This is a genomic window from Inhella proteolytica (assembly GCF_016093275.1).
Classification (GTDB): Bacteria; Pseudomonadota; Gammaproteobacteria; order Burkholderiales; family Burkholderiaceae_C; genus Inhella; species Inhella proteolytica.
Genome location: NZ_JAEDAK010000007.1, coordinates 175,443 through 199,104 on the forward strand (window position 1 = coordinate 175,443; position 23,662 = coordinate 199,104).

Genomic DNA, 23,662 nt, shown 5'->3' on the forward strand with positions numbered 1-23,662 from the left:
CCGCGGCACTGCCCACCACAACCAACACGGAGCATATCGTGAGCAATAAAGGCCAACTGCTGCAGGATCCCTTTCTGAACCTGCTGCGCAAGGAACATGTGCCGGTGTCGATCTACCTCGTCAACGGCATCAAGCTGCAGGGCCAAATCGAATCCTTCGACCAGTACGTGGTGCTGCTGCGCAACACGGTGACCCAGATGGTCTACAAGCACGCCATCTCCACCGTGGTTCCCGGTCGCGCGGTGAACTTCCACCCCAGCGACGCCGGCGCCTGAGCCGCGCGCTGAACTCCGCGGGCCCGCGCCCGCGGCGCATCCTTTGAACGACACCTTCATCGCCGACCCAGCCCGTGTGGTGCTGGTCGGTGTCGACTTCGGGCGTGACCCCGACTTCGACGACAGCCTGGACGAACTGGCCTTGCTGGCCGGAACCGCCGGGGATCAGGCCGTGGCGCGTGTGGTCGCCCGCCGCAAGGCGCCCGACGCCGCCCTCTTCGTGGGCAGCGGCAAGGCCGACGAAATCAAGGCCCTGGTGCTGGGCGAGCGCGCCGAAGCGGTGCTGTTCGACCAGGCCCTCTCGCCCATCCAGCAGCGCAACCTCGAAAACCACCTCGGCGTCCCGGTCTCGGATCGCACCGCCCTGATTCTGGAAATCTTTGCCCAACGGGCCCGCAGCCACGAGGGCAAATTGCAGGTCGAGTTGGCCCAGCTCCAGTACCTGGCCACGCGGCTGGTGCGGCGCTGGTCCCACCTGGAGCGTCAGCGCGGCGGCATTGGCGCGCGCGGCGGCCCGGGCGAGCGCCAGATGGAACTGGACCGCCGCATGATCGACGAGCGCATCAAGCAACTGAAGCTGCGCCTGAAGAAGGTCGAACGCCAACGCAACACGCAGCGCAAGGCGCGCGCGCGAGGCGGGCAACTGCGCGTCTCGCTGGTGGGCTACACCAATGCCGGCAAGTCCACGCTGTTCAATGCCCTGACCAAGGCCGGCAGCTATGCCGCGGATCAGTTGTTCGCGACGCTGGACACCACCACGCGGGCGCTCTACCTCGGTGGAGACAACGGCGGCGCGCTGCTGTCCGATACCGTGGGCTTCATCCGCGACCTGCCGCACAAGCTCGTGGAGGCCTTCAAGGCCACGCTGCAGGAAGCCGCCGATGCCCACCTGCTGCTGCATGTGATTGACTGCGCCTCGCCCAAGCTGCTGGAGCAGTGGGCCGAAGTTGAACGCGTGCTGAGCGAGATCGATTGCGCCGACACACCCCAGATCGTGGTGTTCAACAAGCTGGATCGCCTGCCCGACGTGGCGCGGCCGCGTCGCCTGGTGGATCAGGTGCAGCGGCCCGACGGCAGCCGCGTCTTGCGGGTATTCGTCAGCGCCTACAGTGGCGAGGGACTGCCGGAATTGCGTGCAGCCCTGGCCGCCGTGGCGCGTGGCGAGGATGCCGCCCAAACCTTGAGTTTGGACGCGCAGCCCCCAGCTCTGATTGACACTGCGGTCCTGCCCCTTCCGCACCCCTGAATACCAACCGGTGATTGCATGACGGACCGTCTCTACGAGCCCGCCCCCCACCTCCTGGCCCGCCTGCAGCGCACGCTGCGGGGGGTGTTCGCCCAGCAGGAAGGCCCCCCCGATTTGGATGAACTGTGGCGCGATTTCAAGCGCAAGCTGGGCAATCTGCTGCCTGGTGGTGGCGGCAATGGCCCGCGCCGGCCGGATGCCCCGCCGCCAGATGCGCGTGCCGCGGGGGCGGGCATCGGCCTGATCCTGGGCGTCGTGGCGCTGGGCTGGCTGGGCAGCGGCTTCTTCATCGTGCAGGAAGGGCAGCAGGCCGTCATCACCTCGTTCGGCAAGTACGACAAGACGGTGGAGGCAGGCTTCCAGTGGCGTCTGCCCTATCCCTTCCAGGCGCACGAAACGCTGAGCGTGACTCAGTTGCGCTCGGTTGAGGTGGGGCGCAACAGCGTGGGTTCGGCCACCGGCCTGCGTGACTCTTCCATGCTGACGCAGGACGAGAACATCGTCGACATCCGCTTCACGGTGCAATACCGGCTGAAGGATGCACGCGAGTTCCTGTTCGAGAACCACAAGCCTGACGAAGCGGTGCAACTCGCGGCCGAGTCGGCCGTGCGTGAGATCGTCGGTCGCTCCAACATGGATTCGGTGCTCTATGAGCAGCGCGATGCGATTGCGAATGACCTGGCCAAGTCGGTACAGGCGCAGCTCGACCGCCTGAAGGCGGGCATCCTGGTGGTGAGCGTGAACATGGGCAGCGTGCAGGCGCCCGAACAGGTGCAGGCGGCCTTCGACGACGCCTTCAAGGCCGGCGCGGACCGCGAGCGCGAGAAGAACCTGGGCGAGGCCTACGCCAACGACGTCATCCCCAAGGCCAAGGGTACGGCCGCCCGACTGATGCAGGAGGCCGAGGCCTATCGGGCACGTGTCGTCGCCGTGGCGGAGGGCGATGCGCAACGCTTTCGTGCCGTGCTGGCCGAGTACCAGAAAGCGCCCGGCGTCACGCGGGACCGCCTCTACATCGACACCATGCAGCAGGTTTACGCCAACGTCAGCAAGGTAATGGTGGACGCGCGCACGGGCTCCAACCTGCTCTACCTGCCGCTCGACAAGCTGCTGGGCTCGCCGCAGCCGGCGGCGACCGTCGCGGCGCCGCAGGCGGTGACCCTGCCGCCCGCTACCGACAGCAGCCAGACCGTGAACATCGATGTGCGCTCGCGCGACGGCCAGCGCTCGCGCGACCGTGAAGGTCGCTGAGTCGGCCAAGGACACGCCATGAACCGAATCATTTCCGTGCTGTTTGGTGCCCTGGTGGCCCTGCTGGTTGCGAGCTCCACCTTGTTCATCGTGGATCAGCGCCAGTTCGCCGTCGTCTATGCCCTGGGTGAAATCAAGGAAGTCGTCACCGAACCGGGCTTGAAGTTCAAGCTGCCGCCGCCTTTCCAGAACGTGGTCTACATGGACCGACGCATCCAGACGCTGGACAGCCCGGTCTTCCCGCCGATCTTCACGGCCGAGAAGAAGAGCTTGGTGATCGACTGGATGGTGAAGTGGCGCATCCGGGATGCCAAGCAGTTCATCCGCAACAGCGGTGCCAGCTTGTCTCAACTGGAGGCCCGCTTGAGCCCGATCGTGCAGGCCGCCCTGAACGAAGAGGTCACCAAGCGCACTGTGCGAGCCGTGCTGTCGACCGAACGCGAGGGCGTGATGCGTGATGTCGCCAAGCGCCTGGAGGCCGACATCAAGCCCTTTGGCATCGAGATCGTCGATGTGCGCATCAAGCGAGTGGATTTCGCTGCCGGCATCACCGAATCCGTCTACCGCCGCATGGAGGCCGAACGCAAGCGCGTGGCCAATGAACTGCGCGCGACCGGCAGTGCCGAGGCAGAGAAGATCAAGGCCGATGCCGACCGCCAGCGCGAAGTCATCGTCGCCGAGGCCTACCGCGATGCGCAGAGCATCAAGGGCGAGGGCGATGCCAAGGCCTCGGCGCTGTATGCCGAAGCCTTTGGGCGCGACCCGCAGTTCGCGCAGTTCTACCGCCAGCTCGAGGCCTATCGCAAGAGCTTCCAGAACAAAAGCGACGTGATGGTGGTCGACCCCTCGTCGGAGTTCTTCAAGGCGATGCGCAACGGCGGACCGACGTCGGCTGCGCCGGCGCGCAAGTAGCCGGATGTGGGAGGTTCTGGGTCTGGCCTTGGGCCTGACCCTGATCCTGGAAGGCCTGTTGCCCCTGCTGAGCCCGGGGCAGTGGCGCGCCATGTTCACGCGCCTGACACAACTGCAAGACGGCCAGTTGCGTTTTGTCGGTCTGTGCAGTGTGGGCCTGGGCCTGCTGACTCTGCTGCTGTTGAGCTGAGCCTTCTGCGGGTGGACCCGTAGAATGCCGTTTTTAACCCCCCGGCGTTTTTTGCATGAGTTCAGCATGGCTGCTCCCTGAGCACCTGGCCGATGTCTTGCCCGCCCAGGCGCGTCGTATCGAAGAGCTGCGGCGCCAATTGCTGGACCTGGCGCGCAGCTATGGCTGTGAATTGGTGGTTCCGCCGCTGCTGGAGCACCTGGATTCGCTGCTCAGCGGTCACGGACAGGCGCAGGATCTGCGCACCTTCAAGCTGGTGGACCAGCTCTCAGGCCGTTCCCTGGGCGTGCGGGCGGACATGACCCCGCAGGTGGCGCGTATCGACGCCCACCTGCTGAACCGCAAGGGCGTGACCCGCCTGTGCTACTGCGGCTCGGTGGTGCATACCCGGCCCAGCAGCCCGCTGGCATCGCGCGAGCCTCTGCAGTTCGGGGTCGAGGTGTACGGCCATGCCGGGCTGGAGGCCGACCTCGAAGTGATCGAGCTGGCCCTCGACGCGCTCGAAACGGCCGGCCTGGGATTGCCGCTGCTCGACCTCGGGGACGCGCGCCCGCTGCAGGCGCTGCTGGCTGGTGTGCCGCAGTCTCAGCAAGAGGCCATCCGGGTGGCCATGAGCGTGCGCGATCCGGTGGCGCTGCAGGCCGCCAGTGCCGCCTTGCCTTCCGAACAGGCGCAAGCCTTGCGGCAATTGCTGGAGCTGGATGGTGGGCCGGAAGTGCTGGCGCTGGCGCGCCGCACCTTGCCCGACAGCCCGCAACTGCGTGCCGCGCTGGCGGATCTGGAGTGGTTGATCGACCACTTGCAGCGCACGCATCCGAGCCTGCGCATCAGCCTGGACCTGGCCGCGCTGGTGGGCAATGACTACTACACCGGGGTCTGCTTCAGTGCCTTCGTGGACGGCCAGCCCCAGGCCTTGGCGCGTGGGGGGCGGTATGACGAGGTGGGCGCTGCCTTCGGCCGCCGCCGTCCTGCCGCGGGCTTCAGCTTGGACCTGAAGGCGCTGGTCCAGGCCGTGCCTGCCGGCGAACTGCGTGCAGCGATCCGGGCGCCCTGGGGCGAGGAGGCCGCGCTGCGCCAGACCGTCCGCAGGTTGCGGCAAGAAGGTGAAACCGTGGTCTGTGTACTGCCGGGCCACGAGGACGAGGGCGAGGAATACGCTTGCGACCGCGAACTGGTGTTGCAAGACGGTCAGTGGTCTGTGCGGTCGCTCTGAGCGGCCATTCCAGGCGATCCAAGTTGCGCGGGCCACCTGCCCGCATGGGAAACAGCAATGAATGCAAGCAAGTCGGTGACCGGGCGTCACGTGGTAGTGGTCGGCACCCAGTGGGGTGACGAGGGCAAGGGCAAGGTGGTCGACTGGATGACCGACCATGCCCAGGGCGTGGTGCGCTTCCAGGGCGGCCACAACGCCGGCCACACTCTGGTCATCAAGGGGGTGAAGACCGCGCTGCAGCTGATCCCTTCGGGCGTGATGCGCGACGGCGTGGTCTGCTACATCGGCAATGGCGTGGTGGTCGATCCGACCCACCTGCTGTCCGAGATCCAGCGCCTGGAAGCTGCTGGCGTGGAGGTTCGTTCGCGGCTGCGCATCAGCGAAAACTGCCCCATGATCCTGCCCTTCCATGTGGCGGTGGACAAGGCGCGCGAAGCCCTGCGGGAAAGCAGTGGCAGCGGCAAGATCGGCACCACGGGCAAGGGCATCGGCCCGTCCTACGAGGACAAGGTGGCGCGCCGCGCGCTGCGCCTGCAAGACCTCAAGCATCCCGAGCGCTTCGCCAAGAAGCTGCGCGAGCTGCTGGAACTGCACAACACCATGCTGGTGGGGCATCTGAAGGCCGAAGCGCTGGCCTTCGAGCCCATCTACGAGCAGGCCATGGCACTCGCCGGCCAAGTCACTCCGCTGCTGGCGGACGTCGGCTATCAGCTCCATCAAGCCCATCTGCGCGGCGACAACCTGTTGTTCGAAGGTGCCCAGGGGACGCTGCTGGACATCGACCACGGCACCTACCCCTATGTCACCTCCAGCAACTGCGTGGCAGGCAACGCGGCCGCTGGCGCTGGGGTGGGGCCCCAAATGTTGCAGTACATGTTGGGCATCACCAAGGCCTATGCCACCCGCGTGGGCAGTGGCCCGTTCCCTACCGAGTTGGAGTGGGAGAAAGAGGGCACGGTGGGTCACCATTTGTCCGTCGTCGGCCAGGAGCGTGGCACCGTGACGGGGCGTGCTCGCCGCTGCGGCTGGCTGGATGCCGCAGCGCTCAAGCGCTCGATGATCATCAACGGCATCACGGGCCTGTGCCTGACCAAGCTGGACGTGCTGGACGGCCTGAACGAGGTCAAGATGGCCGTGGGCTACAAGCTCAATGGACAAACCACCGACATCCTGCCGCTGGATCCGGATGAGATTGCCGCCTGTGAGCCGATCTACGAGAGCTTCCCGGGCTGGACCGAAACGACCTTCGGAGCCACCGCTTGGGATGCATTGCCGGCCAACGCGCGTGCCTACCTGCGTCGCATCGAAGAGGTGATCGGCGTGCCGATCGCGATGGTGTCCACCGGCCCGGATCGCGAGCACACCATCGTGCTGCAGCATCCGTACAAGGCCTGAGGCGCCCGGCCGGGCGCCCGTCAGAATCCCCCAACCCTTTGGCACCGAAAGGCCTTCCATGCTGACCGATGACGGCAAGCACCTCTACGTTTCCTGGGACGAGTACCACCTGCTGGTGGAAAAGCTGGCGCTGAAAGTGCACGCGTCGGGCTGGGAGTTCGACCAGATTCTTTGTCTGGCGCGTGGCGGCCTGCGCCCGGGCGATGTGCTGTCGCGCGTGTTCGACAAGCCGCTGGGCATCATGTCCACCAGTTCGTATCGCGCCGAAGGCGGCACGATCCAGGGCCGCCTGGACATCGCCAAGTACATCACCATGCCCAAAGGTGAACTGGCCGGGCGGGTCCTGCTCGTCGACGATCTGGCCGACTCGGGCGTGACGCTGAATGCCGTGGTGGAGCGGCTGCGTGCGACGCCCGCGATTACCGAACTGCGCTCTGCGGTCATCTGGGTGAAAGGGGTGTCGACCTATACGCCCGACTACTACGTCGAGATGCTCGAGACCAGCCCCTGGATCCATCAGCCTTTCGAGGAGTACGACAACCTCCGCCCCGAAGCGCTGAAGCGCAAGCTGTCCATCTGAGGACAACGAACGGGCCCTGCGGGGCCCGTGATTCTTTGTGGCGCCAATGGCCTGAGCGCATATTCGTCGGCCCAAAGCAAAAGGCCAGCGCTTTCGCGCTGGCCTTTTCTGTTTGGTGCCCAGGAGAGGACTCGAACCTCCACGGAGTTACCCGCTAGTACCTGAAACTAGTGCGTCTACCAATTCCGCCACCTGGGCTTCGCTGCAATCAATCAACTGCAGGAAAGACAGTGACTATAGCATCAAAATCTTGGAATGCAACACCCCGTGGATGGATTCGCATCCCGCGTCGGCACGCCATTGGTTGGGGCGCTCACATTGTGTGCGCCGGCCCGGAATGAAAGGGAAAACGCGGGACAAAGAAAAAGGCCAGCGCTTTCGCGCTGGCCTTTAGCATTTGGTGCCCAAGAGAGGACTCGAACCTCCACGGAGTTACCCGCTAGTACCTGAAACTAGTGCGTCTACCAATTTCGCCACCTGGGCTTCGCTACAGTCGGGTGACTGCAGGAAAGACAAGGACTATACCATCAAAAAAATGAAACTCACAAGTGCCGCCGAGACTCCGGTTGCACCCGGCCTGCTGCAAGAGGTCAGCGGCATTCTTCAAGGACATCGGGATGGGCACGGTTTCGTGCTTCTGCAAGGTCAGGGGCCCGATCTCTACATCCCCTCCAATGAGATGCGTGCCGCGCTCCATGGCGATGAGGTGCGCGCGCGGGTGGTGCGCATCGACAAGCGCGGTCGCCCTGAGGGACGCATCCTGGAGATCCTGAATCGGCGCAGCCGCCCCCTCATCGGCCGCCTGCTGCTGGAGTCTGGCGTGTGGCTGGTGGCCCCCGAAGACAAACGGCTCAGTCAGGACATCCTGATTCCCAAGTCTGGAACCGCGCAGGCGCGTCCTGGCCAAGTGGTGGCGGTGGAATTGACCGAGCCGCCGACCCTGTACGCGCAGCCGGTCGGGCGCATCACCGAAGTGCTGGGTGATATCGACGATCCCGGCCTGGAGATCGAGATCGCGGTGCGCAAGTACGAGGTGCCCCATGTGTTCTCGGCGGAGACGCTGGCGCAGGCGGGCAAGCTGCCTGAAAAGCTTCGCGCCGCGGATCTGAAGGGGCGGGTGGACCTGCGCGACGTGGCCCTGGTGACCATTGACGGTGAGGACGCGCGCGATTTCGATGATGCGGTGTACTGCGAGCCGCATGGCCGCAAGGGCGGCTGGCGCTTGCTGGTGGCGATTGCGGATGTGAGCCACTACGTCAAGCCCGGGGAGGCGCTGGATGGCGACGCCTTCGAGCGGGCCACCTCGGTCTATTTCCCGCGACGCGTCATTCCGATGCTGCCGGAGAAGCTCTCCAACGGACTGTGTTCTCTGAACCCTGAGGTCGAGCGGCTCTCGCTGGTGTGCGACATGATCATCAGCGCCGAGGGCGAGACCGAGGCTTATCAGTTCTACCCGGCGGTCATTTGCTCGCATGCCCGTTTCACCTACACCGAGGTGGCGGCGATCCTGGCCAACACGCGTGGGCCCGAGGCTCAGCGCCGCGACGAACTGGTACCGCATCTGCTGCATCTGCATGGCGCCTACAAGGCCTTGCTAGGAGCTCGGGCCCGGCGTGGTGCGGTTGATTTCGATACGCCGGAGACGCAGATCATTTGCGACGAGAACGGTCGCATCGAGCGCATCGTGCCGCGCACTCGCAATGAGGCGCACCGGCTCATCGAAGAGGCGATGCTGGCTGCCAATGTGTGTGCGGCGCAGTTCATCGAGCAGGCTGAGCACCCGGCGCTCTTCCGGGTACACGAAGGCCCGACCGAGGAAAAGCGGCAGACCCTGATGGCGGCCCTGCGCTCGCTCGGCATCCAGGCGAACCTGCCCGAAAAGCTCAAGCCGGCAGATCTGCAGTCGCTGGCGCAGGCGACGCGTGAACGGCCGGATGCTCCCCAGGTCCACATGCTGTTGCTGCGCTCGATGCAGCAGGCGCTCTACACGCCCTACAACAACGGCCACTTCGGCCTCGCGTACGCGGCGTATACCCACTTCACCAGTCCGATCCGGCGCTACCCGGACTTGCTGGTGCACCGGGTCATCAAGTCCCTGCTTGCTGGCAAGCGTTATACGCTGTCCGGAGGCACTGCACGGGGTCGCCAGGCACAGGCGGCAGCACTCGGCGCGTGGGAGCAGATCGGCTTGCACTGCAGTGCCAATGAGCGTCGGGCGGATGAAGCGTCGCGCGATGTCGAAGCCTGGCTCAAATGCCGCTACATGCGGGACCGCCTGGGCGAGGACTATCTGGGTCAGGTGACCTCAGTCGCCCCCTTCGGCGTGTTCGTGCAGTTGGAAAACCTGTTTGTCGAGGGGCTGGTGCATGTGACCGAGCTCGGCGGCGAGTATTTCCGCTTCGACGAGGCGCGCCAGGAGCTGCGTGGCGAGCGCACCGGCATTCGCTACGGTTTGGGGGCGCGCCTGCATGTGCAGGTGAGCCGGGTGGATCTTGACGGGCGCCGCATCGAGTTCAGGCTGTTCCAGCAGGCCGAGGGCAAGCCCAGCGGCAAGGGCCGGGCGCGTGACCCAGCCGAGCCCACGGCGGTGCAGCGGCTCAAGGAGGTCGAGCAGGAGTCGCGTGCGCTCAAGCGTGCGCGCACGGAGCGCGCCACACCTGCGGAAGGGCGCAAGGCGGCGCCCGGCGCACGCAAGGCGGCACGCAAGAGCCGTCGCTGAGCCTCAGGGGTGCAGCTGGTGCATGCGCTGCACCAGCTGGCTGGCTGGCAAGGGGGCGCTGCCCAGGGGGAGTTGGTCAGCGGCGAGCCCATGCCAGACGGCGGCCAGTGCCGCCAGGCGCTGCGGGTCGGCCGAGGGTGCCTGCGCCCACAGGCCGCCCAGCCAGCCGGCAAGCACGTCGCCAGTGCCTGCGCTCGCCAGTGCGCCATGTCCCGTGGTGTTGATCAGCGGCCGCTGACCAGGGCTGGCAGCGACGGTGCCAGAACCCTTGAGAAGGACCGTGCAGTTCAGCTCTTGTGCCAACGCCTGGGCGCAGCGCAGGCGGTCGGCCTGCACCTCTGCCACCGCGGTTTGAAGCAGGCGCGCAGCCTCTAGGGGGTGAGGGGTCAGGATGGTGCGGGCGCCTCGGCCGGCGCGCTGCTGCAATCGGGCGCGCAGGCTGGCATCGGCAGCCAGACTGTTGAGGGCGTCGGCGTCGAGCACCAGATGCTGGTTGCGCTCCAGCAGTTCGGCTAGGCGGTCCGCTTGGCCCTCGCCCCAGCCGCAGCCCGCTACAAGGCAGCTGCCTACGGGCGGACCTTCCGCGGGCAGGGCTCGCAAGATCAGTTCGGGCTGGAGGCTGTCCGCTTCGAGGCGGCCATCGAGATAGACCCGTCCCGCGCCCGCATGCAAGCCGGCGCGTGCGGCCAGCAAGGCGGCACCTGGCATGGCGCCGCCAAGCACCCAGAGGTCGCCTTGGCGGCCCTTGTGCGTGGCGTGGCTGGATTGCGCGCGTGGCGAGAGGGCGCGCCAGCTGGCGAGCAACGCGCTGCTAGCCAGTTCGGCCACGGCAGGTTCGCCGCCGAAGGATGCGCCCAGCTCATCCAGCCAGACGCGCCCGGCAAGCGCACGCCCAGCGCCGGTGAAGAGGCCGGGCTTGGCGCTCAGGAAGGTCAGGGTGTCCGTGCACGCGGCGGCGCCCCAATCGCGCCCGGTGTCGGCTTCCAGGCCGCTTGGCAGGTCAAGCGCCAGCTTTCGGGCCGGGTGCTGGCCCAGCGCGCGCAGGCAATGCGCCAACTCGCCGGCAGGGGCCGAGCGCAGGCCGATGCCCAACAGGGCGTCCAGTACCAGCTCTGCCTGAGCGGATGGCTGCGGCTCGTTGGAGATGGGCACGCCCGCGGCGCGGGCGCGCGCCATGGCGGCGCGGTGGTCCGATGTGCGGCTTTCGCCGCCGAGGGCATGGGCGGTTACCGCCACACCCCAGCGGTGCAGGTGCCAGGCGGCTACCCAGCCGTCGCCACCGTTGTTGCCAGGCCCGCAGAGCACCGACACCTGTTGCGCGCCCGGGCAGAGTGCCCGCGCCAGGCGGGCGGCCGAAAGGCCGGCGCGCTCCATCAGCAAGGAAGGCTGGGGGCCGGGCGCCGCCGCGCGCGCCTCCAGCCGGCGTGTGGCCGCGGCGTCGAAGGCGAGGAGGGTTCCGCCCAGGGGCAGCAGCGCACGCGGAGGCTTGTTCATGAATGCGGCTATACTCTTTGGGTTTTGCGCGGCACGCCGCTGCGTCAAGACGTCCTCAACCTCGTGGTATTCGCGGTAATTCGCGAGCCGGGCACCGAATGGTGCCACCACCCTTGCGGGTCGGTGGTCTAGCCCGGCTTCAGACCCAACCTTCGGAGACTCTCATGTCCGTCACCATGCGTGAAATGCTGGAAGCCGGTGTCCATTTCGGCCACCAAACCCGCTTCTGGAACCCCAAGATGGCCCCGTACATCTACGGCCATCGCAATAAGATTCACATCATCAACCTGGAAAAGAGCCTGCCGGCCTTCCAGGAAGCGCTGAAGTTCGTGCGCCAGCTGTCGGCCAAGCGCGGCAACATCCTGTTCGTCGGCACCAAGCGCCAGGCCCGCGAGATCGTCGCCCTGGAAGCCCAGCGCGCCGGCATGCCCTTCGTCGAGCAGCGTTGGCTCGGCGGCATGCTGACCAACTTCAAGACCGTCAAGGGTTCGCTGAAGAAGCTCAAGGACATGCAGGCGGCCAAGGAAGCCGGCACCGAGTCGAAGATCAAGAAGGAAGCCTTGATGTTCGATCGCGAGATCGCCAAGCTGGAAAAGAACATCGGCGGCATCCAGGACATGGGCGCTCTGCCTGATGCCCTGTTCGTCATCGACGTGGGCTACCACAAGATCGCCGTGGCCGAGGCCAAGAAGCTGGGCATCCCCGTGATCGCCGTGGTGGACACCAACCACTCGCCCGAAGGCATCGACTACGTCATCCCCGGCAACGACGACTCGGCCAAGGCCGTCGCCCTGTATGCCAAGGCCATGGCAGACGCCGTGCTGGAAGGCAAGGCCAACGCCGGCAACGAGCTGGTCCAGGCTGTGACCACCGGCGACGAGTTCGTCGAGGTCAGCGAAGGCAACTAAGCCTCGCCCCAACGCTTTTCCGAAGGGGGCTTTCAGGCCCCCTTTGTCCAACTGAATTCTGGAGAGATTGATGGCTGCTATCACCGCAAGCATGGTCGCCGAGCTGCGCGCCCGCACCGACGCCCCGATGATGGAATGCAAGAAGGCCCTGACCGAGGCCGACGGCGATCTGGCCCGTGCGGAAGAAATCCTGCGCGTCAAGCTGGGCAACAAGGCTGGCAAGGCCGCCTCGCGCGTGACTGCCGAGGGCGTGATTGCCGCCGCCGTGAAGGGTGATGTCGGTGCGCTGATTGAGATCAACTGCGAAACCGACTTCGTCAGCAAGAACGACGCCTTCCTGGCCTTCACCAATGCGCTGGCCGCCCTGGTGGTCGAGCACAACCCGGCCGACGTGGCGGCCCTGTCGGCCCTGCCGCTGAGCCAGGAAGGCTTCGGCCCGACGGTGGAAGACGTGCGCAAGGGCCTGATCGGCAAGATCGGCGAGAACATGTCGATCCGTCGCTTCCAGCGCTACGCCGGCGCCGGCAAGCTGGCCCACTATCTGCACGGCACCCGCATCGGCGTGCTGGTGGCCTTTGACGGCGACGAGACCGCCGCCAAGGATGTCGCCATGCACGTCGCCGCCATGAAGCCGGTGGCGCTGAGCAGCGCCGATGTGCCTGCCGAACTGATCGAGAAAGAGCGCAAGATCGCCACCGAAAAGGCTGCCGAGTCGGGCAAGCCGGCCGAGATCGTCGCCAAGATGGTGGAAGGCTCGGTGCAAAAGTACCTGAAGGAAGTCAGTCTGCTGGATCAAGTCTTCGTCAAGGCCGCCGATGGCAAGCAGTCGGTCGGCGCCATGCTGAAGGACAAGGCCACCAGCCTGAAGAGCTTCACCCTCTACGTGGTGGGTGAGGGCATCGAGAAGAAGGTTGACGACTTCGCTGCTGAAGTGGCAGCCCAGGTGGCTGCCGCCAAGGGCCAGTAAGCCGATCCTGCCTTCCTTGCAAAGGGCGCCTGCGGGCGCCCTTTAAACTGGTGAATCCCCTCGAAATTGACCGTCATGGCAGCCCACAAACGCATCCTGCTCAAGCTCTCCGGTGAAGCCCTGATGGGCGACGATGCCTACGGCATCAACCGCGCCACCATCGTGCGCATCGTGCGCGAGATCCAGGAGGTCACCCAGCTGGGCACCGAGGTGGCGGTGGTGATCGGCGGCGGCAACATCTTCCGTGGCGTGGCGGGCGGCTCGGTGGGTATGGACCGCGCTACGGCCGATTACATGGGCATGCTGGCCACGGTGATGAACGCCCTGGCCCTGGCCGACACCATGCGCCAGGAAGGCATGACGGCCCGTGTGATGTCCGCCATCGGCATTGAGCAGGTGGTCGAGCCCTATGTGCGGCCCAAGGCCCTGCAGTACCTTGAAGAGGGCAAGGTGGTGGTGTTCGGCGCCGGCACGGGCAACCCCTTCTTCACCACCGACACCGCTGCTGCGCTGCGCGGTGCCGAGATCGGTGCCGAGATCATGCTCAAGGCCACCAAGGTGGACGGCGTCTACACCGCCGACCCGAAGAAAGATCCGAGCGCGACCCGCTACACCCGCCTCAGTTTTGACGAGGCCATCACCAAGAACCTGCAGGTGCTGGACGCCACGGCCTTTGCGCTGTGCCGCGACCAGAAGCTGCCGATCCGTGTGTTCAGCATCTTCAAGCCGGGTGCTCTCAAGTCCGTGGTGATGGGCCACGACGAAGGCACCCTGGTCCACGTTTGAGTCCAACGAGAGTTCCCCATGAGCACCGCTGACATCAAGAAGAGCGCCGAAGCCAAGATGGCCAAGTCCATCGAGGCCTTCAAGACCGAATTGCAGAAGATCCGCACCGGCCGTGCCCACCCGGGCATCCTGGACCAGGTGCATGTCGACTACTACGGCTCGATGGTGCCGATCTCGCAGGTGGCCAATGTGTCGCTGCTGGATGCCCGCACCATCAGCGTGCAGCCCTGGGAAAAGCCCATGGCGGCCAAGATCGAGAAGGCCATCCGCGAGTCGGACCTGGGCCTGAACCCGAGCAGCCAGGGCGATCTGATCCGCGTGCCGATGCCGCCGCTGTCGGAGGAGCGCCGCAAAGATCTGGTGAAGGTGACCAAGGGCACCGGCGAAGACGCCAAGGTGGCCGTGCGCAACGTGCGCCGTGATGCCAACGAGCATGCCAAGAAGCTGCTCAAGGACAAGGCCATCACCGAGGACGAAGAGCGCCGTCTGCTCGACGAGATGCAGAAGCTCACTGACAAGACCGTGGCCGAGATCGACAAGCTGCTCGCTGCCAAGGAAGCCGAGATCCTGGCTGTCTGATGGGTGCCGCACTGGCGGCCGCCATGCCGCGTCACATCGCCATCGTGATGGACGGCAACGGCCGCTGGGCGAAGAAGCGCTTCCTGCCGCGCTTCTTCGGCCACAAGGCCGGCGTCGATGCCTTGGTCCGCATCATCCAGGCCTGCATCGACCGCCAGGTCGAGCAGCTCACCGTCTTCGCGTTTTCTTCCGAGAACTGGAAGCGGCCGACCGATGAGGTCAGCGGCCTGATGGGCCTGGTGCTGGCGGCGGTGAGCCGCTACCTCGTGCGGGTGGGCTCGATGGGGGTACAGATCCGCATCATTGGCGACCGCGACGCCATCCCCGACAAGCTGCGCAAGGCCTGGGCAGACGCCGAGGCTGCGACCGCACACAACAACAAGCTGGTGCTCAACGTCGCCTTCAACTACGGCGGTCGCTGGGACATCGTGCAGGCCTGCCGAAAGGCGATCGCCGCCGGCCTCAAGCCGGAAGAGCTGACCGAAGCGCAGTTGGATCGATTCATGGCGATGGCTCATGCGCCCGACCCCGATCTCTTCATTCGCACCGGGGGCGAGCTGCGCATCAGCAACTTCCTGCTGTGGCAGTCGGCGTACACCGAGTTCGTGTTCTCCAACTGCCTGTGGCCAGACTTCAATGAAGCGGAACTGGACGCGGCGATCCGTTCGTTCCAGGAACGCGACCGGCGCTTTGGCGGCGTCAAGCTGGAGGCCCAGCCATGCTGAAGCAGCGCGTGATCACCGCCCTGGTGCTGCTGGCCATCCTGCTGCCCGCACTTTGGGCGCCGGTAGCCTGGCCCTTCATGCTCTTCGTGTTGCTGGCCATCAGTGCGGCGGCTTGGGAATGGGCGCGGCTCAATGGCTGTGAAGGCGCTCGTGCCTGGCTCTTGGGTGGCTTGGTGCTGCTCGGTTTCGGGGCACTGCTGCAGCAGCAGCCGGCCTTGCCCGCCACGGTTTGGATCGTCGCCCTGGCGAGCTGGTGCCTGGGTGGCAGCCTGGCCCTGCGGGGTGCGGCGCCTGGCTGGTCGCGCTGGCCGCAGCCGCTGCGGCTGGCGCTGGGGCCTTTGCTGTTGCTGCCGGCGGGTCTGGCCTTGCTGGCCTGGAAAGGGCAGGGGCTGAATGCGCTGCTGTCCACGCTCTGTCTGGTTTGGGCTGCAGACATCGCGGCCTACTTTGGCGGTCGTCGCTTCGGGCGCCGCAAGCTGGCGCCAGCCATCAGCCCGGGCAAGAGCTGGGAAGGCGTGTGGAGCGGCTTTGTTGGCGTGCTGCTCTTGGCCTTGCTTTGGGTGCTGGTGATCGACCGCCAAGCCTGGGTGGATGGCCCGAGCTTGTTCGGCCAGTTGGTCGGTCGCCATGGTTGGCCGCTGGCCGGCCTGGCGCTGGCCTTGCTGACGGCGCTGAGCGTAGTTGGCGATCTGTTCGAGTCTCTGGTCAAGCGGGCGGCGGGTGCCAAGGACAGCAGTCAGCTCCTGCCCGGCCACGGTGGGGTCCTGGACCGCATCGATGCCCTGCTGCCCGTACTGCCAGCTGCGCTGGCGTTGACGACGCTCTGAGTTCCCCATGAAGCAACGATTGCGCGTCTGCGTGCTGGGCTCGACCGGCTCCATTGGCGCCAACACGCTGGACGTGATCGCGCGCCACCCGGAGCGCTTCGAGGCCGTGGCCCTGACTGCGCACAGCAGGGCGGACGAGCTCTTTCAGCAATGCCTCCGCCACCGCCCCCGCTGGGCCTGCCTGCCCGACCCGGCCGCTGCGCTGGACCTGCAGCGCCGCCTGCGCGAAGCCGGCCTGAGCACCGAAGTGCTGCAGGGTCCGGCGGCGCTGGAGCAACTGGCGGCGCACCCTGAGGTGGATGCCGTGATGGCCGCCATCGTGGGGGCGGCCGGGCTGTCGCCTTGCCTGGCGGCTGCGCGGGCCGGCAAACGCCTGATGCTGGCCAACAAGGAAGCCTTGGTGGTGGGCGGTGCCTTCTTCATGCGGGCCGTGCAGGCCGGTGGTGCCACGCTGCTGCCGGTCGACTCCGAGCACTCGGCCATCTTCCAGTGTCTGCCCGAGGCGCGCGCTCGCTGGCCCGAGGTCATCGACCATCTGGTGCTGACGGCCTCCGGCGGCCCCTTCCGGCAACGCGATCCGGACAGCCTGCACGCCGTCACGCCCGACGAGGCGTGCGCGCACCCGAACTGGATCATGGGGCGCAAGATTTCGGTCGATTCGGCCAGCATGATGAACAAGGGCCTGGAGCTGATCGAGGCGCGCTGGCTCTTCGACCTGCCGCCCGAGCGCCTCAAGGTGCTGATCCACCCGCAGAGCATCGTGCACTCCATGGTGGTGTGCCGCGATCAATCCGTGCTGGCGCAGCTCGGCACGCCCGACATGCGCGTGCCGATCGCCTATGCGCTGTCCTTCCCCGAGCGCATCGAATCGGGCGCGGCGCCCTTGAACCTGCTGGACTTTGCCGCCCTGCAATTCGAGGCCCCCGATTTGCGCCGCTTCCCGGCGCTGGCCCTGGCCTGGCAGGCCCTGCGCGGACCTGAAGGTAGTACGGCGGTGCTGAACGCCGCCAACGAGGTGGCCGTGGCCTCCTTCCTGGCGGGCAGCCTGCGGTTCACCGGCATCTCCGAGTTGGTGGCGCGCTGCCTGGAGCAGGTGCTGCCCGCGGCCGATGAGGTCGGCAGCGTGGCCGGCCTCTTGGAGCTGGACGCGCGCACCCGCGCCAAGGCCCAAGAGCTCCTGGGCAAGCCCTGACCGTCAGATATCATGCCCCGCACTTTCCCGAGGGCTGCGCGGGCGCACTGTCTGGTGCGCTGCGAGTCGCCTGAAGGCGACCCTGGTGCGTTGGCCTCCCCTGCCACGTACCGCCCCTCCCACCGGTTCCCTGATTCCCCTGCTGCATGGCCGCTTTCGAACGTTCGCGCTCGCGCATTCACTCGTCCCTGCTGACCCTGGTGCTGTGCGGCGCCGTCCATCTGCCCAGTTGGGCGGTGGAGCCGTTCAAGCTGCGTGACATCCGCGTCGAGGGCCTGCAGCGCACCGACCCGGGCACCGTCTTCGCCAGCCTGCCCTTCCGCATCGGCGACACCTACAACGACGAGAAGGGCGTGGCGGCCTTGCGTGCGCTGTTCGCCACCGGTCTCTACAAGGACGTGCGCATCCAGATCGACGGCGACGCCGTGGTGGTGCTGATCGAAGAGCGCCCCATCATTGCCGACGTCAGCTTTGTCGGGCTGAAGGAGTTCGACAAGGAAGCTCTGACCAAGTCTCTGAAGGACGTGGGCATCGGCGAAGGCCGTCCCTTCGACCGCGCACTGGCCGACCGCGCCGAGCAGGAGCTCAAGCGTCAGTACCTGACCAAGAGCTTCTACGGCGCCGAGGTGACGACCACCATCACCCCGATCGAACGCAACCGCGTCAATGTGGCGTTCTCGGTGGTGGAAGGCGAACCCGCCAAGATCGCCGACATCCGCATCCTGGGCAGCAAGGCTTTTTCCGAATCGACCCTGCTCGGCCTGCTGGAGCAGACCAGCTCGGGCTGGCTGACCTGGTACACCAAGACCGACCGCTACTCGCGCGCCAAGCTAAACGCCGACCTGGAGACGCTGCGCTCGCACTACCAGAACCGCGGCTACCTGGAGTTCAACGTCGAGTCGACCCAGGTCACGATCTCGCCGGACAAGCAGCGCATCGCCATTGCCGTGACCGTCAGCGAAGGCCAGGCCTACACCGTGGCGGCCGTCAAGATGGAAGGCGATTACCTGGGCCAGGAAGAGAATTTCCGCCAGCTGATCGCCATCAAACCGGGTGAGGCCTACCAGGGCGAGGCGGTGGCTCGCACCACGCGCGCCTTCAGCGATTACTACGGCAGCTTCGGCTACGCCTTCCCGCGCGTGGAGCCGCGTCAGGATATCGACCGAGCCACCGGCTTGGTCACCATCACCCTGGTGGCCTCGCCCGAGCGGCGTGCCTATGTGCGGCGCATCCAGGTCGCCGGCAACAACAAGACGCGCGACGAGGTGATCCGCCGCGAGTTCCGCCAGTTCGAGGGCGCCTGGTACGACGGCCAGCGCATCAAGGCCTCGCGCGACCGCGTTGATCGTCTGGGCTTCTTCGAATCGGTCGAGATCGATACGGTTGAAGTGCCGGGAGCGCCCGATCAGGTCGACGTGGTGCTCACCGTCAAGGAGCGTTCGACCGGCAACATCACCTTCGGCGCGGGCTACTCCAGCCAGACCAAGGTGACGCTGACCGGCTCGGTGCGCCAGGACAACTTCCTGGGTTCCGGCCGCTCGGTGGAGATGGAGCTGAACACCTCCAGCCTGGGCCGCGCGGTGGTGCTGGGCATGGCGGATCCCTACTCGACCGAAGACGGCGTCTCGCGCCGGGTCGACTTGTTCTACCGCACCTCCAAGCCGCTGAGCAATCTGGGCGAGGTGTACGAATTCGCCTCGCAAGGTGGCCGCCTGACCTACGGCGTGCCGATCGCCGAGTTCGATTCGGTGTTCTTCGGCCTAGGCTATGAGCGCACCAAGATCACCGAAACCCAGGGTGTGCCGAACAACATCTTCAAGTACGCGCAAGCCTTCGGCTCGTCCAGCATTGCGGTGCCGCTGACGATCGGCTGGGCCAATGACAGCCGCGACAACCTGCTCTCGCCGATTGCCGGCTCGTTCAAGCGCGTCAACCTGGAAATCAGCCCGATTGGCGACGCGCGCTACGGCCGCCTGAACCTGCAGTACCAGCGCTTCTTCCCGCTCGGCAACAAGTTCACGCTGATGGTGAACGGTGAGCTGGGCGCCGGCGACGCCCTGGGCGGGCGCCTGTACCCGGTGTTCAAGACCTTCTACGCCGGCGGCCTGGGTTCCGTGCGCGCCTTTGAAGGCGGCTCGCTCGGCCCGGTGGACAACACGGGCGCGCGCAGCGGCGGCAATCTGAAGGTGAACTTCAACACCGAGCTGTACATCCCGGTGCCGGGTTCAGGCAAGGATCGCACCTTCCGCCTGTTTGCATTTGCCGACGCCGGCAATGTGTGGAACACCGAAAGCAAGTACGAGAAAGTCGGCTTCGATTCGATGCGTGCGTCGGCGGGTATTGGCCTGTCCTGGATGTCTCCGGTCGGCCCCCTACGTCTGAGCTGGGGCAAGCCCTTCCGCTCGCAGCCCCAAGATAGAATCGAACGCTTCCAATTCCAGATCGGGAACTCTTTCTGATGATCGCCATGAGTCTGCGTGCATTGACCCTGGCTGCGCTTGCTGCGCTGCCCCTGAGCAGCGTGTCGGCGCAAGAGCTGAAGATCGGTTTCGTCAATAGCGAGCGCGTGGTGCGCGAGTCGAATCTGGCCAAGGCTGCGCAGGCCAAGCTGGAGGCTGAATTCGGCAAGCGCGAGAAGGAATTGAAGGACGCGGCAGCCAAGCTGCAGGCGGCAGGCGAAAAGTTCGAGAAGGATCAGGCCCTGCTGACGGAAGCCGAGAAGGGCCGCCGCCAACGCGAGCTGATCGAGAGCGACCGTGACCTGCAGCGCAAGCGCCGCGAGTTCCAGGAAGACGCGCAGCAGCGCCGCAATGAAGAATTGCAAGTCGTGGTCGAGCGCGCGAACCGCGTCATCAAGCAGATCTTCGAGCAGGAAAAGTTCGACCTCATCGTGCAGGACGCCATCCATGCGAGCGCCCGCATCGACATCACCAAGCGCGTGATCGACGCGCTCAACGCGCAGAAGTAAGCGTGCGTGGCGGCAGCACGGTTCGACTCGGGGAGCTGGTCGAGGCGCTCGGCGGCGAACTGATCGGACCGGCGGATCTGCCGCTTCAGGGTCTGGCCAGCTTGGCCTCGGCGCAGATCCAGCACATCGGATTCGTCACCGGCGCCCGCCATGCCGAGGCCATGCGCGCCAGCCATGCCGGTGCGCTGATCGTGCCCCCCGAGCTGGCCGAAGAAGCCGCGCAGCAGGCGGCACTGATCGTCAGTCCCAACCCCTATCTCTATTACGCCCGGCTCAGTCAGTGGTGGGTCGCGCGCCTGCGCGCACCCGCGGCAGGGGTTCACGCCCAGGCGGTGGTGCACCCCAGCGCCGTGCTGGGTGAAGGGGTGGAGGTGGGGGCCCTGGCTTTCGTCGGAGCCGGCGCCGTGCTTGGCGCGGGCGCCCGCATCGCTCCGCATGCCGTCATCGAGGCCGGTGCCCGCATCGGGCCGGGCACGCACATTGGTGCCCATGTGGTCATTGGCGCCGACTGCGAGCTCGGCGCGCGCTGCATCGTGCATGGCGGCACCGTCATCGGCGCCGATGGCTTCGGCTTCGCGCCCGAGCAGGGGCGCTGGATCAAGATCGAGCAGCTTGGGCGCGTGCGCATCGGCGATGACGTCGAGATCGGTGCCAATTGCACGATCGACCGCGGCGCCCTGGACGACACCGTGGTCGAAGAGGGCGTCAAGCTCGACAACCTGATTCACATCGCCCACAACGTGCATGTGGGTGCGCATACGGCCATGGCGGGCTGCGCCGCGGTCGCCGGCAGTACCCGCATCGGGCGCCATTGCACGATCGGCGGGGACGCGAAGATCGTCGGCCACCTCACGCTGGCCGACCATGTGCACATCTCGGCCTGCACGGTGGTCACGCGCTCGATCCAAAAGCCCGGCACCTACACCGGCATATTCCCGATGGACGACAACGCGTCCTGGGAAAAGAACGCCGCCTCGCTGCGCCAGCTCTACAAGCTGCGCGAGCGGGTGCGTGCGCTGGAACAACAGCAGAAGAAGAACTGACATGGACATCCACGAGATCCTCAAGCGCCTGCCGCACCGCTATCCCATCCTTCTGGTCGATCGTGTGGTCGAACTGGACAAGGGCAAGCGCATCCGCGCGCTGAAGAACGTCTCGATCAACGAGCCGCATTTCCTCGGCCACTTTCCGCACCGGCCGGTGATGCCGGGCGTGATGATCCTGGAGGCCATGGCCCAGGCCGCCACGCTGCTGTGCGTGGCCAGCGAGGACGTGGTGCTGGATGAAAAGTCGGTCGTGTACTTCGCCGGCATCGACGGCGCGCGCTTCAAGCGCCCGGTCGAGCCGGGGGACCAGCTGATCCTGGATGTGACGCTGGACCGCGCCAAGGCCGGCATCTACAAGTTCACCGGCAAAGCCTATGTGGGCGAGGAGCTGGCTGCGGAAGCCCAGCTCATGAGCACCATGCGCCGGATTGCCTGAACCTGGCTTCAAGGACGCCGCCCGCATGAGCTCCATCCACCCGACTGCCATCGTGGACCCCGCCGCCCAGCTGGACGAGGGCGTCACGGTTGGCCCTTACGCCATCATCGGCCCCGCGGTGAAGATCGGCGCGGGCACCGTGGTGGGTTCGCATTGCGTGATCGAGGGCCGCACCACCATCGGTCGCGACAACCGCTTCTACTCGCACAGCTCCATCGGCTGCATGCCGCAGGACATGAGCCATCGCGGCGAACTGACCGAGCTGGTCATCGGCGACCGCAACACCGTGTTCCAGTACTGCACCTTCAGCACCGGCACGCACAAGGAGCAGGGCCTCACGCGGGTCGGTTCCGACAACTGGATCATGGCCTACGTGCATCTGGCGCATGACGTGGTGCTGGGCAACCACTGCGTGCTGGCCAACAACGCCACGCTCGCCGGCCACGTGCATGTGGGCGATTGGGCGGTGATCGGGGGGCTCACCGGCGTGCACCAGTTCGTGCACATCGGGGCCCACGCCATGATCGGGTTCCAGGCGCATGTGTCGCAGGACGTCGTGCCCTACATGACCGTGGACGGCAACCCGCTGGCGGTGCGCGCCGTGAACCTGACGGGCCTGAAGCGCCGCGACTTCACGCCGGCGCGCATCACGGCCATTCGCCAGATGCACAAGCTGCTGTTCCGCCAGTCCTTGACGCTGGAACAGGCCCGTAGCGAGATCGAGGCGCTGAAGGGCCAGGGCGGTGACGAGGATGTGCAGCTGATGCTGGACTTCCTGGCCGGGTCCAAGCGAGGCCTGGTGCGCTGATGCCCTTGCAGCGCCTGGGTCTCGTCGCCGGCGAGGCGTCGGGCGATCTGATCGGTGCCAGCCTGGTGCGCGCTTTGCGCGGCCGCTGGCCGCAGCTGCAGGCCGCCGGCATTGCCGGCCCGCGCCTGCAGGCCGAAGGGGTGCAGGCCTGGTGGCCATCCGAACGGCTGTCGGTCTTTGGCTATGTGGATGCGCTCAAGCGCCTGCCCGAGTTGCTGTGGATTCGCCGCCGTGCGGGCTCGCGCTGGCTGGCTGAGCGCCCGGAGCTCTTCGTCGGCATCGACGCGCCGGACTTCAACTTCGGTCTCGAAAAGCGCCTGCGCGCCGGTGGCATCAAGACGGTGCATTACGTCTGCCCTTCGATCTGGGCCTGGCGTCCGGAGCGCGTGGACACCATCCGCGCAGCCGCCGATCATGTGTTGTGTCTCTTTCCCTTTGAACCCGAGATCCTGCACCACGCCGGCATTGCGGCCAGCTTTGTCGGCCATCCGCTCACCGAACTCATCCCACCCGAGCCGCCCCGTGCAAGTGCGCGCCTGGCGTTGAGCCTGTCCGAGGGTGCGCGGGTGCTGGCCCTGCTGCCCGGCAGTCGCCAGAGCGAGGTCGAACTGATCGGCCCTGCCATGCTGCGGGCCGCCGCCATCCTCAAGCATCGCGACCCTGCCCTGCAGGTGCTGCTCCCCATGGCACCCGGTCGGAGGGCTCAAATCGAAGCCCTGCGCGCGGCCGTGGCACCTGAGCTGGACCTGCGCCTGTTGGATGGCCAGGCCCATGCGCTGCTGGCTGCCGCCGATTGCGCCCTGGTGGCCAGTGGCACTGCCACGCTGGAGGCCGCGCTGCTGCAATGCCCGCAGGTGGTCGCCTACCGCGTCAGTCCGGCCAACTTCCGGCGCATGAAGGGCAAGCAGTTGCAGCCCTGGGTGGGCCTGCCCAACATCCTGGCGCGCGACTTCCTGGTGCCCGAGCGCCTGCAGGACGACTGCCAACCCGAGCTGCTGGCCGCTGCCGCCCAGGCCTGGCTGGACGACCCGGCCGCCAGCGCGCGCCTGCGCGAACGCTGCCGCGCCCTCTACGACTCCCTGCAGGCCGACACGGCCACGCTCTGCTGTGACGCGATTGCGCAAACCCTCGGTCGCTGAAGTGGC

At 66.4% G+C, this 23,662-nt stretch carries 23 protein-coding genes and 2 tRNA genes; 22 read left to right on the forward strand and 3 right to left on the reverse strand.

Going from position 1 to position 23,662, the window contains the following annotated elements; translation table 11 throughout:
- The first annotated feature begins 38 nt into the window (after nt 1–38).
- Genes hfq through I7X39_RS12080 form a run of 8 tightly spaced genes read left to right on the forward strand, consistent with a single transcriptional unit; the run spans nt 39 to nt 7,062 of the window.
- Entirely contained in the window at nt 39–275 is a 237-nt protein-coding gene (gene hfq, locus I7X39_RS12045; RefSeq protein ID WP_198111402.1) for an RNA chaperone Hfq, read from the forward strand.
- Nucleotides 276–318: 43 nt separating this feature from the next.
- The gene (gene hflX / locus I7X39_RS12050) at nt 319–1,521 is read left to right on the forward strand and encodes a GTPase HflX (RefSeq protein ID WP_232351907.1); all 1,203 of its coding nucleotides are present in this window, start codon (nt 319–321) and stop codon (nt 1,519–1,521) included.
- Nucleotides 1,522–1,539: 18 nt separating this feature from the next.
- Nucleotides 1,540–2,772 (forward strand): FtsH protease activity modulator HflK, encoded by a 1,233-nt coding sequence (gene hflK / locus I7X39_RS12055; protein ID WP_198111403.1) that lies wholly within the window; start codon nt 1,540–1,542, stop codon nt 2,770–2,772.
- Between the two features lie 18 nt (nt 2,773–2,790).
- Nucleotides 2,791–3,684 carry a protease modulator HflC gene (gene hflC / locus I7X39_RS12060; protein ID WP_198111404.1) on the forward strand — a complete coding sequence of 298 codons (894 nt, stop codon included), beginning with the start codon at nt 2,791–2,793 and terminating at the stop codon, nt 3,682–3,684.
- Nucleotides 3,685–3,688: 4 nt separating this feature from the next.
- Entirely contained in the window at nt 3,689–3,874 is a 186-nt protein-coding gene (locus I7X39_RS12065; RefSeq protein ID WP_198111405.1) for a DUF2065 domain-containing protein, read from the forward strand.
- A 55-nt stretch (nt 3,875–3,929) separates the two neighbouring features.
- Nucleotides 3,930–5,087 carry an ATP phosphoribosyltransferase regulatory subunit gene (locus I7X39_RS12070; RefSeq protein WP_198111406.1) on the forward strand — a complete coding sequence of 386 codons (1,158 nt, stop codon included), beginning with the start codon at nt 3,930–3,932 and terminating at the stop codon, nt 5,085–5,087.
- A gap of 57 nt (nt 5,088–5,144) precedes the next feature.
- Complete coding sequence (locus I7X39_RS12075) at nt 5,145–6,482, forward strand: adenylosuccinate synthase (RefSeq protein ID WP_198111407.1); 1,338 nt, start codon at nt 5,145–5,147, stop codon at nt 6,480–6,482.
- A 58-nt stretch (nt 6,483–6,540) separates the two neighbouring features.
- A complete protein-coding gene (locus I7X39_RS12080) occupies nt 6,541–7,062 on the forward strand; it encodes a phosphoribosyltransferase (RefSeq protein WP_198111408.1) in 522 nt (173 codons plus the stop codon).
- A gap of 113 nt (nt 7,063–7,175) precedes the next feature.
- On the opposite strand, the gene I7X39_RS12085 is transcribed toward I7X39_RS12080, so the two are convergent.
- Both I7X39_RS12085 and I7X39_RS12090 read right to left on the reverse strand, forming a co-directional pair.
- A tRNA-Leu gene (locus tag I7X39_RS12085) sits at nt 7,176–7,260 on the reverse strand.
- 200 nt (nt 7,261–7,460) lie between these two features.
- Nucleotides 7,461–7,545 (reverse strand) — tRNA-Leu (locus tag I7X39_RS12090).
- Nucleotides 7,546–7,597: 52 nt separating this feature from the next.
- On the opposite strand from I7X39_RS12090, the gene rnr reads away from it, so the two are divergent.
- Entirely contained in the window at nt 7,598–9,781 is a 2,184-nt protein-coding gene (gene rnr / locus I7X39_RS12095) for a ribonuclease R (RefSeq protein ID WP_198111409.1), read from the forward strand.
- Between the two features lie 3 nt (nt 9,782–9,784).
- Here the strand turns inward: rnr and I7X39_RS12100 are convergent, their stop codons facing one another.
- Nucleotides 9,785–11,275 carry an NAD(P)H-hydrate dehydratase gene (locus I7X39_RS12100; RefSeq protein ID WP_198111410.1) on the reverse strand — a complete coding sequence of 497 codons (1,491 nt, stop codon included), beginning with the start codon at nt 11,273–11,275 and terminating at the stop codon, nt 9,785–9,787.
- A 164-nt stretch (nt 11,276–11,439) separates the two neighbouring features.
- On the opposite strand from I7X39_RS12100, the gene rpsB reads away from it, so the two are divergent.
- From rpsB to lpxB, 13 genes are all read left to right on the forward strand, one after another.
- The gene (gene rpsB, locus I7X39_RS12105) at nt 11,440–12,183 is read left to right on the forward strand and encodes a 30S ribosomal protein S2 (RefSeq protein WP_198111411.1); all 744 of its coding nucleotides are present in this window, start codon (nt 11,440–11,442) and stop codon (nt 12,181–12,183) included.
- 70 nt (nt 12,184–12,253) lie between these two features.
- Nucleotides 12,254–13,150 carry a translation elongation factor Ts gene (tsf, locus tag I7X39_RS12110; RefSeq protein WP_198111412.1) on the forward strand — a complete coding sequence of 299 codons (897 nt, stop codon included), beginning with the start codon at nt 12,254–12,256 and terminating at the stop codon, nt 13,148–13,150.
- A gap of 75 nt (nt 13,151–13,225) precedes the next feature.
- Nucleotides 13,226–13,936, forward strand: a complete 711-nt coding sequence (gene pyrH / locus I7X39_RS12115) for a UMP kinase (RefSeq protein WP_198111413.1) — start codon at nt 13,226–13,228, stop codon at nt 13,934–13,936.
- An 18-nt stretch (nt 13,937–13,954) separates the two neighbouring features.
- Entirely contained in the window at nt 13,955–14,515 is a 561-nt protein-coding gene (gene frr, locus I7X39_RS12120; RefSeq protein ID WP_198111414.1) for a ribosome recycling factor, read from the forward strand.
- Complete coding sequence (gene uppS, locus I7X39_RS12125) at nt 14,515–15,240, forward strand: polyprenyl diphosphate synthase (protein ID WP_232351908.1); 726 nt, start codon at nt 14,515–14,517, stop codon at nt 15,238–15,240. Before frr ends, uppS begins: the two co-directional genes overlap by 1 nt.
- On the forward strand, nt 15,234–16,067 hold the full coding sequence (locus tag I7X39_RS12130) for a phosphatidate cytidylyltransferase (RefSeq protein WP_198111415.1): 834 nt from the start codon (nt 15,234–15,236) through the stop codon (nt 16,065–16,067). Before uppS ends, I7X39_RS12130 begins: the two co-directional genes overlap by 7 nt.
- Before the next feature lie 7 nt (nt 16,068–16,074).
- On the forward strand, nt 16,075–17,259 hold the full coding sequence (locus I7X39_RS12135; RefSeq protein WP_198111416.1) for a 1-deoxy-D-xylulose-5-phosphate reductoisomerase: 1,185 nt from the start codon (nt 16,075–16,077) through the stop codon (nt 17,257–17,259).
- A 146-nt stretch (nt 17,260–17,405) separates the two neighbouring features.
- Nucleotides 17,406–19,718, forward strand: coding sequence for an outer membrane protein assembly factor BamA (bamA, locus tag I7X39_RS12140; protein ID WP_198111417.1), 2,313 nt, complete (start codon nt 17,406–17,408; stop codon nt 19,716–19,718).
- Between the two features lie 8 nt (nt 19,719–19,726).
- The gene (locus I7X39_RS12145; RefSeq protein WP_374432770.1) at nt 19,727–20,227 is read left to right on the forward strand and encodes an OmpH/Skp family outer membrane protein; all 501 of its coding nucleotides are present in this window, start codon (nt 19,727–19,729) and stop codon (nt 20,225–20,227) included.
- Between the two features lie 2 nt (nt 20,228–20,229).
- A complete protein-coding gene (gene lpxD, locus I7X39_RS12150) occupies nt 20,230–21,270 on the forward strand; it encodes a UDP-3-O-(3-hydroxymyristoyl)glucosamine N-acyltransferase (RefSeq protein ID WP_198111419.1) in 1,041 nt (346 codons plus the stop codon).
- A 1-nt stretch (nt 21,271) separates the two neighbouring features.
- Entirely contained in the window at nt 21,272–21,709 is a 438-nt protein-coding gene (gene fabZ / locus I7X39_RS12155) for a 3-hydroxyacyl-ACP dehydratase FabZ (protein WP_198111420.1), read from the forward strand.
- A gap of 25 nt (nt 21,710–21,734) precedes the next feature.
- Entirely contained in the window at nt 21,735–22,517 is a 783-nt protein-coding gene (lpxA, locus tag I7X39_RS12160; protein WP_198111421.1) for an acyl-ACP--UDP-N-acetylglucosamine O-acyltransferase, read from the forward strand.
- Nucleotides 22,517–23,656 (forward strand): lipid-A-disaccharide synthase, encoded by a 1,140-nt coding sequence (gene lpxB, locus I7X39_RS12165; protein ID WP_198111422.1) that lies wholly within the window; start codon nt 22,517–22,519, stop codon nt 23,654–23,656. The genes lpxA and lpxB overlap by 1 nt, the downstream gene beginning before the upstream one ends.
- Nucleotides 23,657–23,662 lie beyond the last annotated feature (6 nt).

Excerpts from the sequence above, each read along its gene's own strand:
- hflK (WP_198111403.1), top strand. The coding sequence starts at position 1,540 with ATGACGGACCGTCTCTACGAGCCCGCCCCCCACCTCCTGGCCCGCCTG.
- hflC (WP_198111404.1), top strand. The coding sequence starts at position 2,791 with ATGAACCGAATCATTTCCGTGCTGTTTGGTGCCCTGGTGGCCCTGCTG.
- I7X39_RS12065 (WP_198111405.1), top strand. The coding sequence starts at position 3,689 with ATGTGGGAGGTTCTGGGTCTGGCCTTGGGCCTGACCCTGATCCTGGAA.
- I7X39_RS12070 (WP_198111406.1), top strand. The coding sequence starts at position 3,930 with ATGAGTTCAGCATGGCTGCTCCCTGAGCACCTGGCCGATGTCTTGCCC.
- I7X39_RS12075 (WP_198111407.1), top strand. The coding sequence starts at position 5,145 with ATGAATGCAAGCAAGTCGGTGACCGGGCGTCACGTGGTAGTGGTCGGC.
- I7X39_RS12080 (WP_198111408.1), top strand. The coding sequence starts at position 6,541 with ATGCTGACCGATGACGGCAAGCACCTCTACGTTTCCTGGGACGAGTAC.
- rnr (WP_198111409.1), top strand. The coding sequence starts at position 7,598 with ATGAAACTCACAAGTGCCGCCGAGACTCCGGTTGCACCCGGCCTGCTG.
- I7X39_RS12100 (WP_198111410.1), bottom strand. The coding sequence starts at position 11,275 with ATGAACAAGCCTCCGCGTGCGCTGCTGCCCCTGGGCGGAACCCTCCTC.
- rpsB (WP_198111411.1), top strand. The coding sequence starts at position 11,440 with ATGTCCGTCACCATGCGTGAAATGCTGGAAGCCGGTGTCCATTTCGGC.
- tsf (WP_198111412.1), top strand. The coding sequence starts at position 12,254 with ATGGCTGCTATCACCGCAAGCATGGTCGCCGAGCTGCGCGCCCGCACC.
- pyrH (WP_198111413.1), top strand. The coding sequence starts at position 13,226 with ATGGCAGCCCACAAACGCATCCTGCTCAAGCTCTCCGGTGAAGCCCTG.
- frr (WP_198111414.1), top strand. The coding sequence starts at position 13,955 with ATGAGCACCGCTGACATCAAGAAGAGCGCCGAAGCCAAGATGGCCAAG.
- uppS (WP_232351908.1), top strand. The coding sequence starts at position 14,515 with ATGGGTGCCGCACTGGCGGCCGCCATGCCGCGTCACATCGCCATCGTG.
- I7X39_RS12130 (WP_198111415.1), top strand. The coding sequence starts at position 15,234 with ATGCTGAAGCAGCGCGTGATCACCGCCCTGGTGCTGCTGGCCATCCTG.
- I7X39_RS12135 (WP_198111416.1), top strand. The coding sequence starts at position 16,075 with ATGAAGCAACGATTGCGCGTCTGCGTGCTGGGCTCGACCGGCTCCATT.
- bamA (WP_198111417.1), top strand. The coding sequence starts at position 17,406 with ATGGCCGCTTTCGAACGTTCGCGCTCGCGCATTCACTCGTCCCTGCTG.
- I7X39_RS12145 (WP_374432770.1), top strand. The coding sequence starts at position 19,727 with ATGAGTCTGCGTGCATTGACCCTGGCTGCGCTTGCTGCGCTGCCCCTG.
- fabZ (WP_198111420.1), top strand. The coding sequence starts at position 21,272 with ATGGACATCCACGAGATCCTCAAGCGCCTGCCGCACCGCTATCCCATC.
- lpxA (WP_198111421.1), top strand. The coding sequence starts at position 21,735 with ATGAGCTCCATCCACCCGACTGCCATCGTGGACCCCGCCGCCCAGCTG.
- lpxB (WP_198111422.1), top strand. The coding sequence starts at position 22,517 with ATGCCCTTGCAGCGCCTGGGTCTCGTCGCCGGCGAGGCGTCGGGCGAT.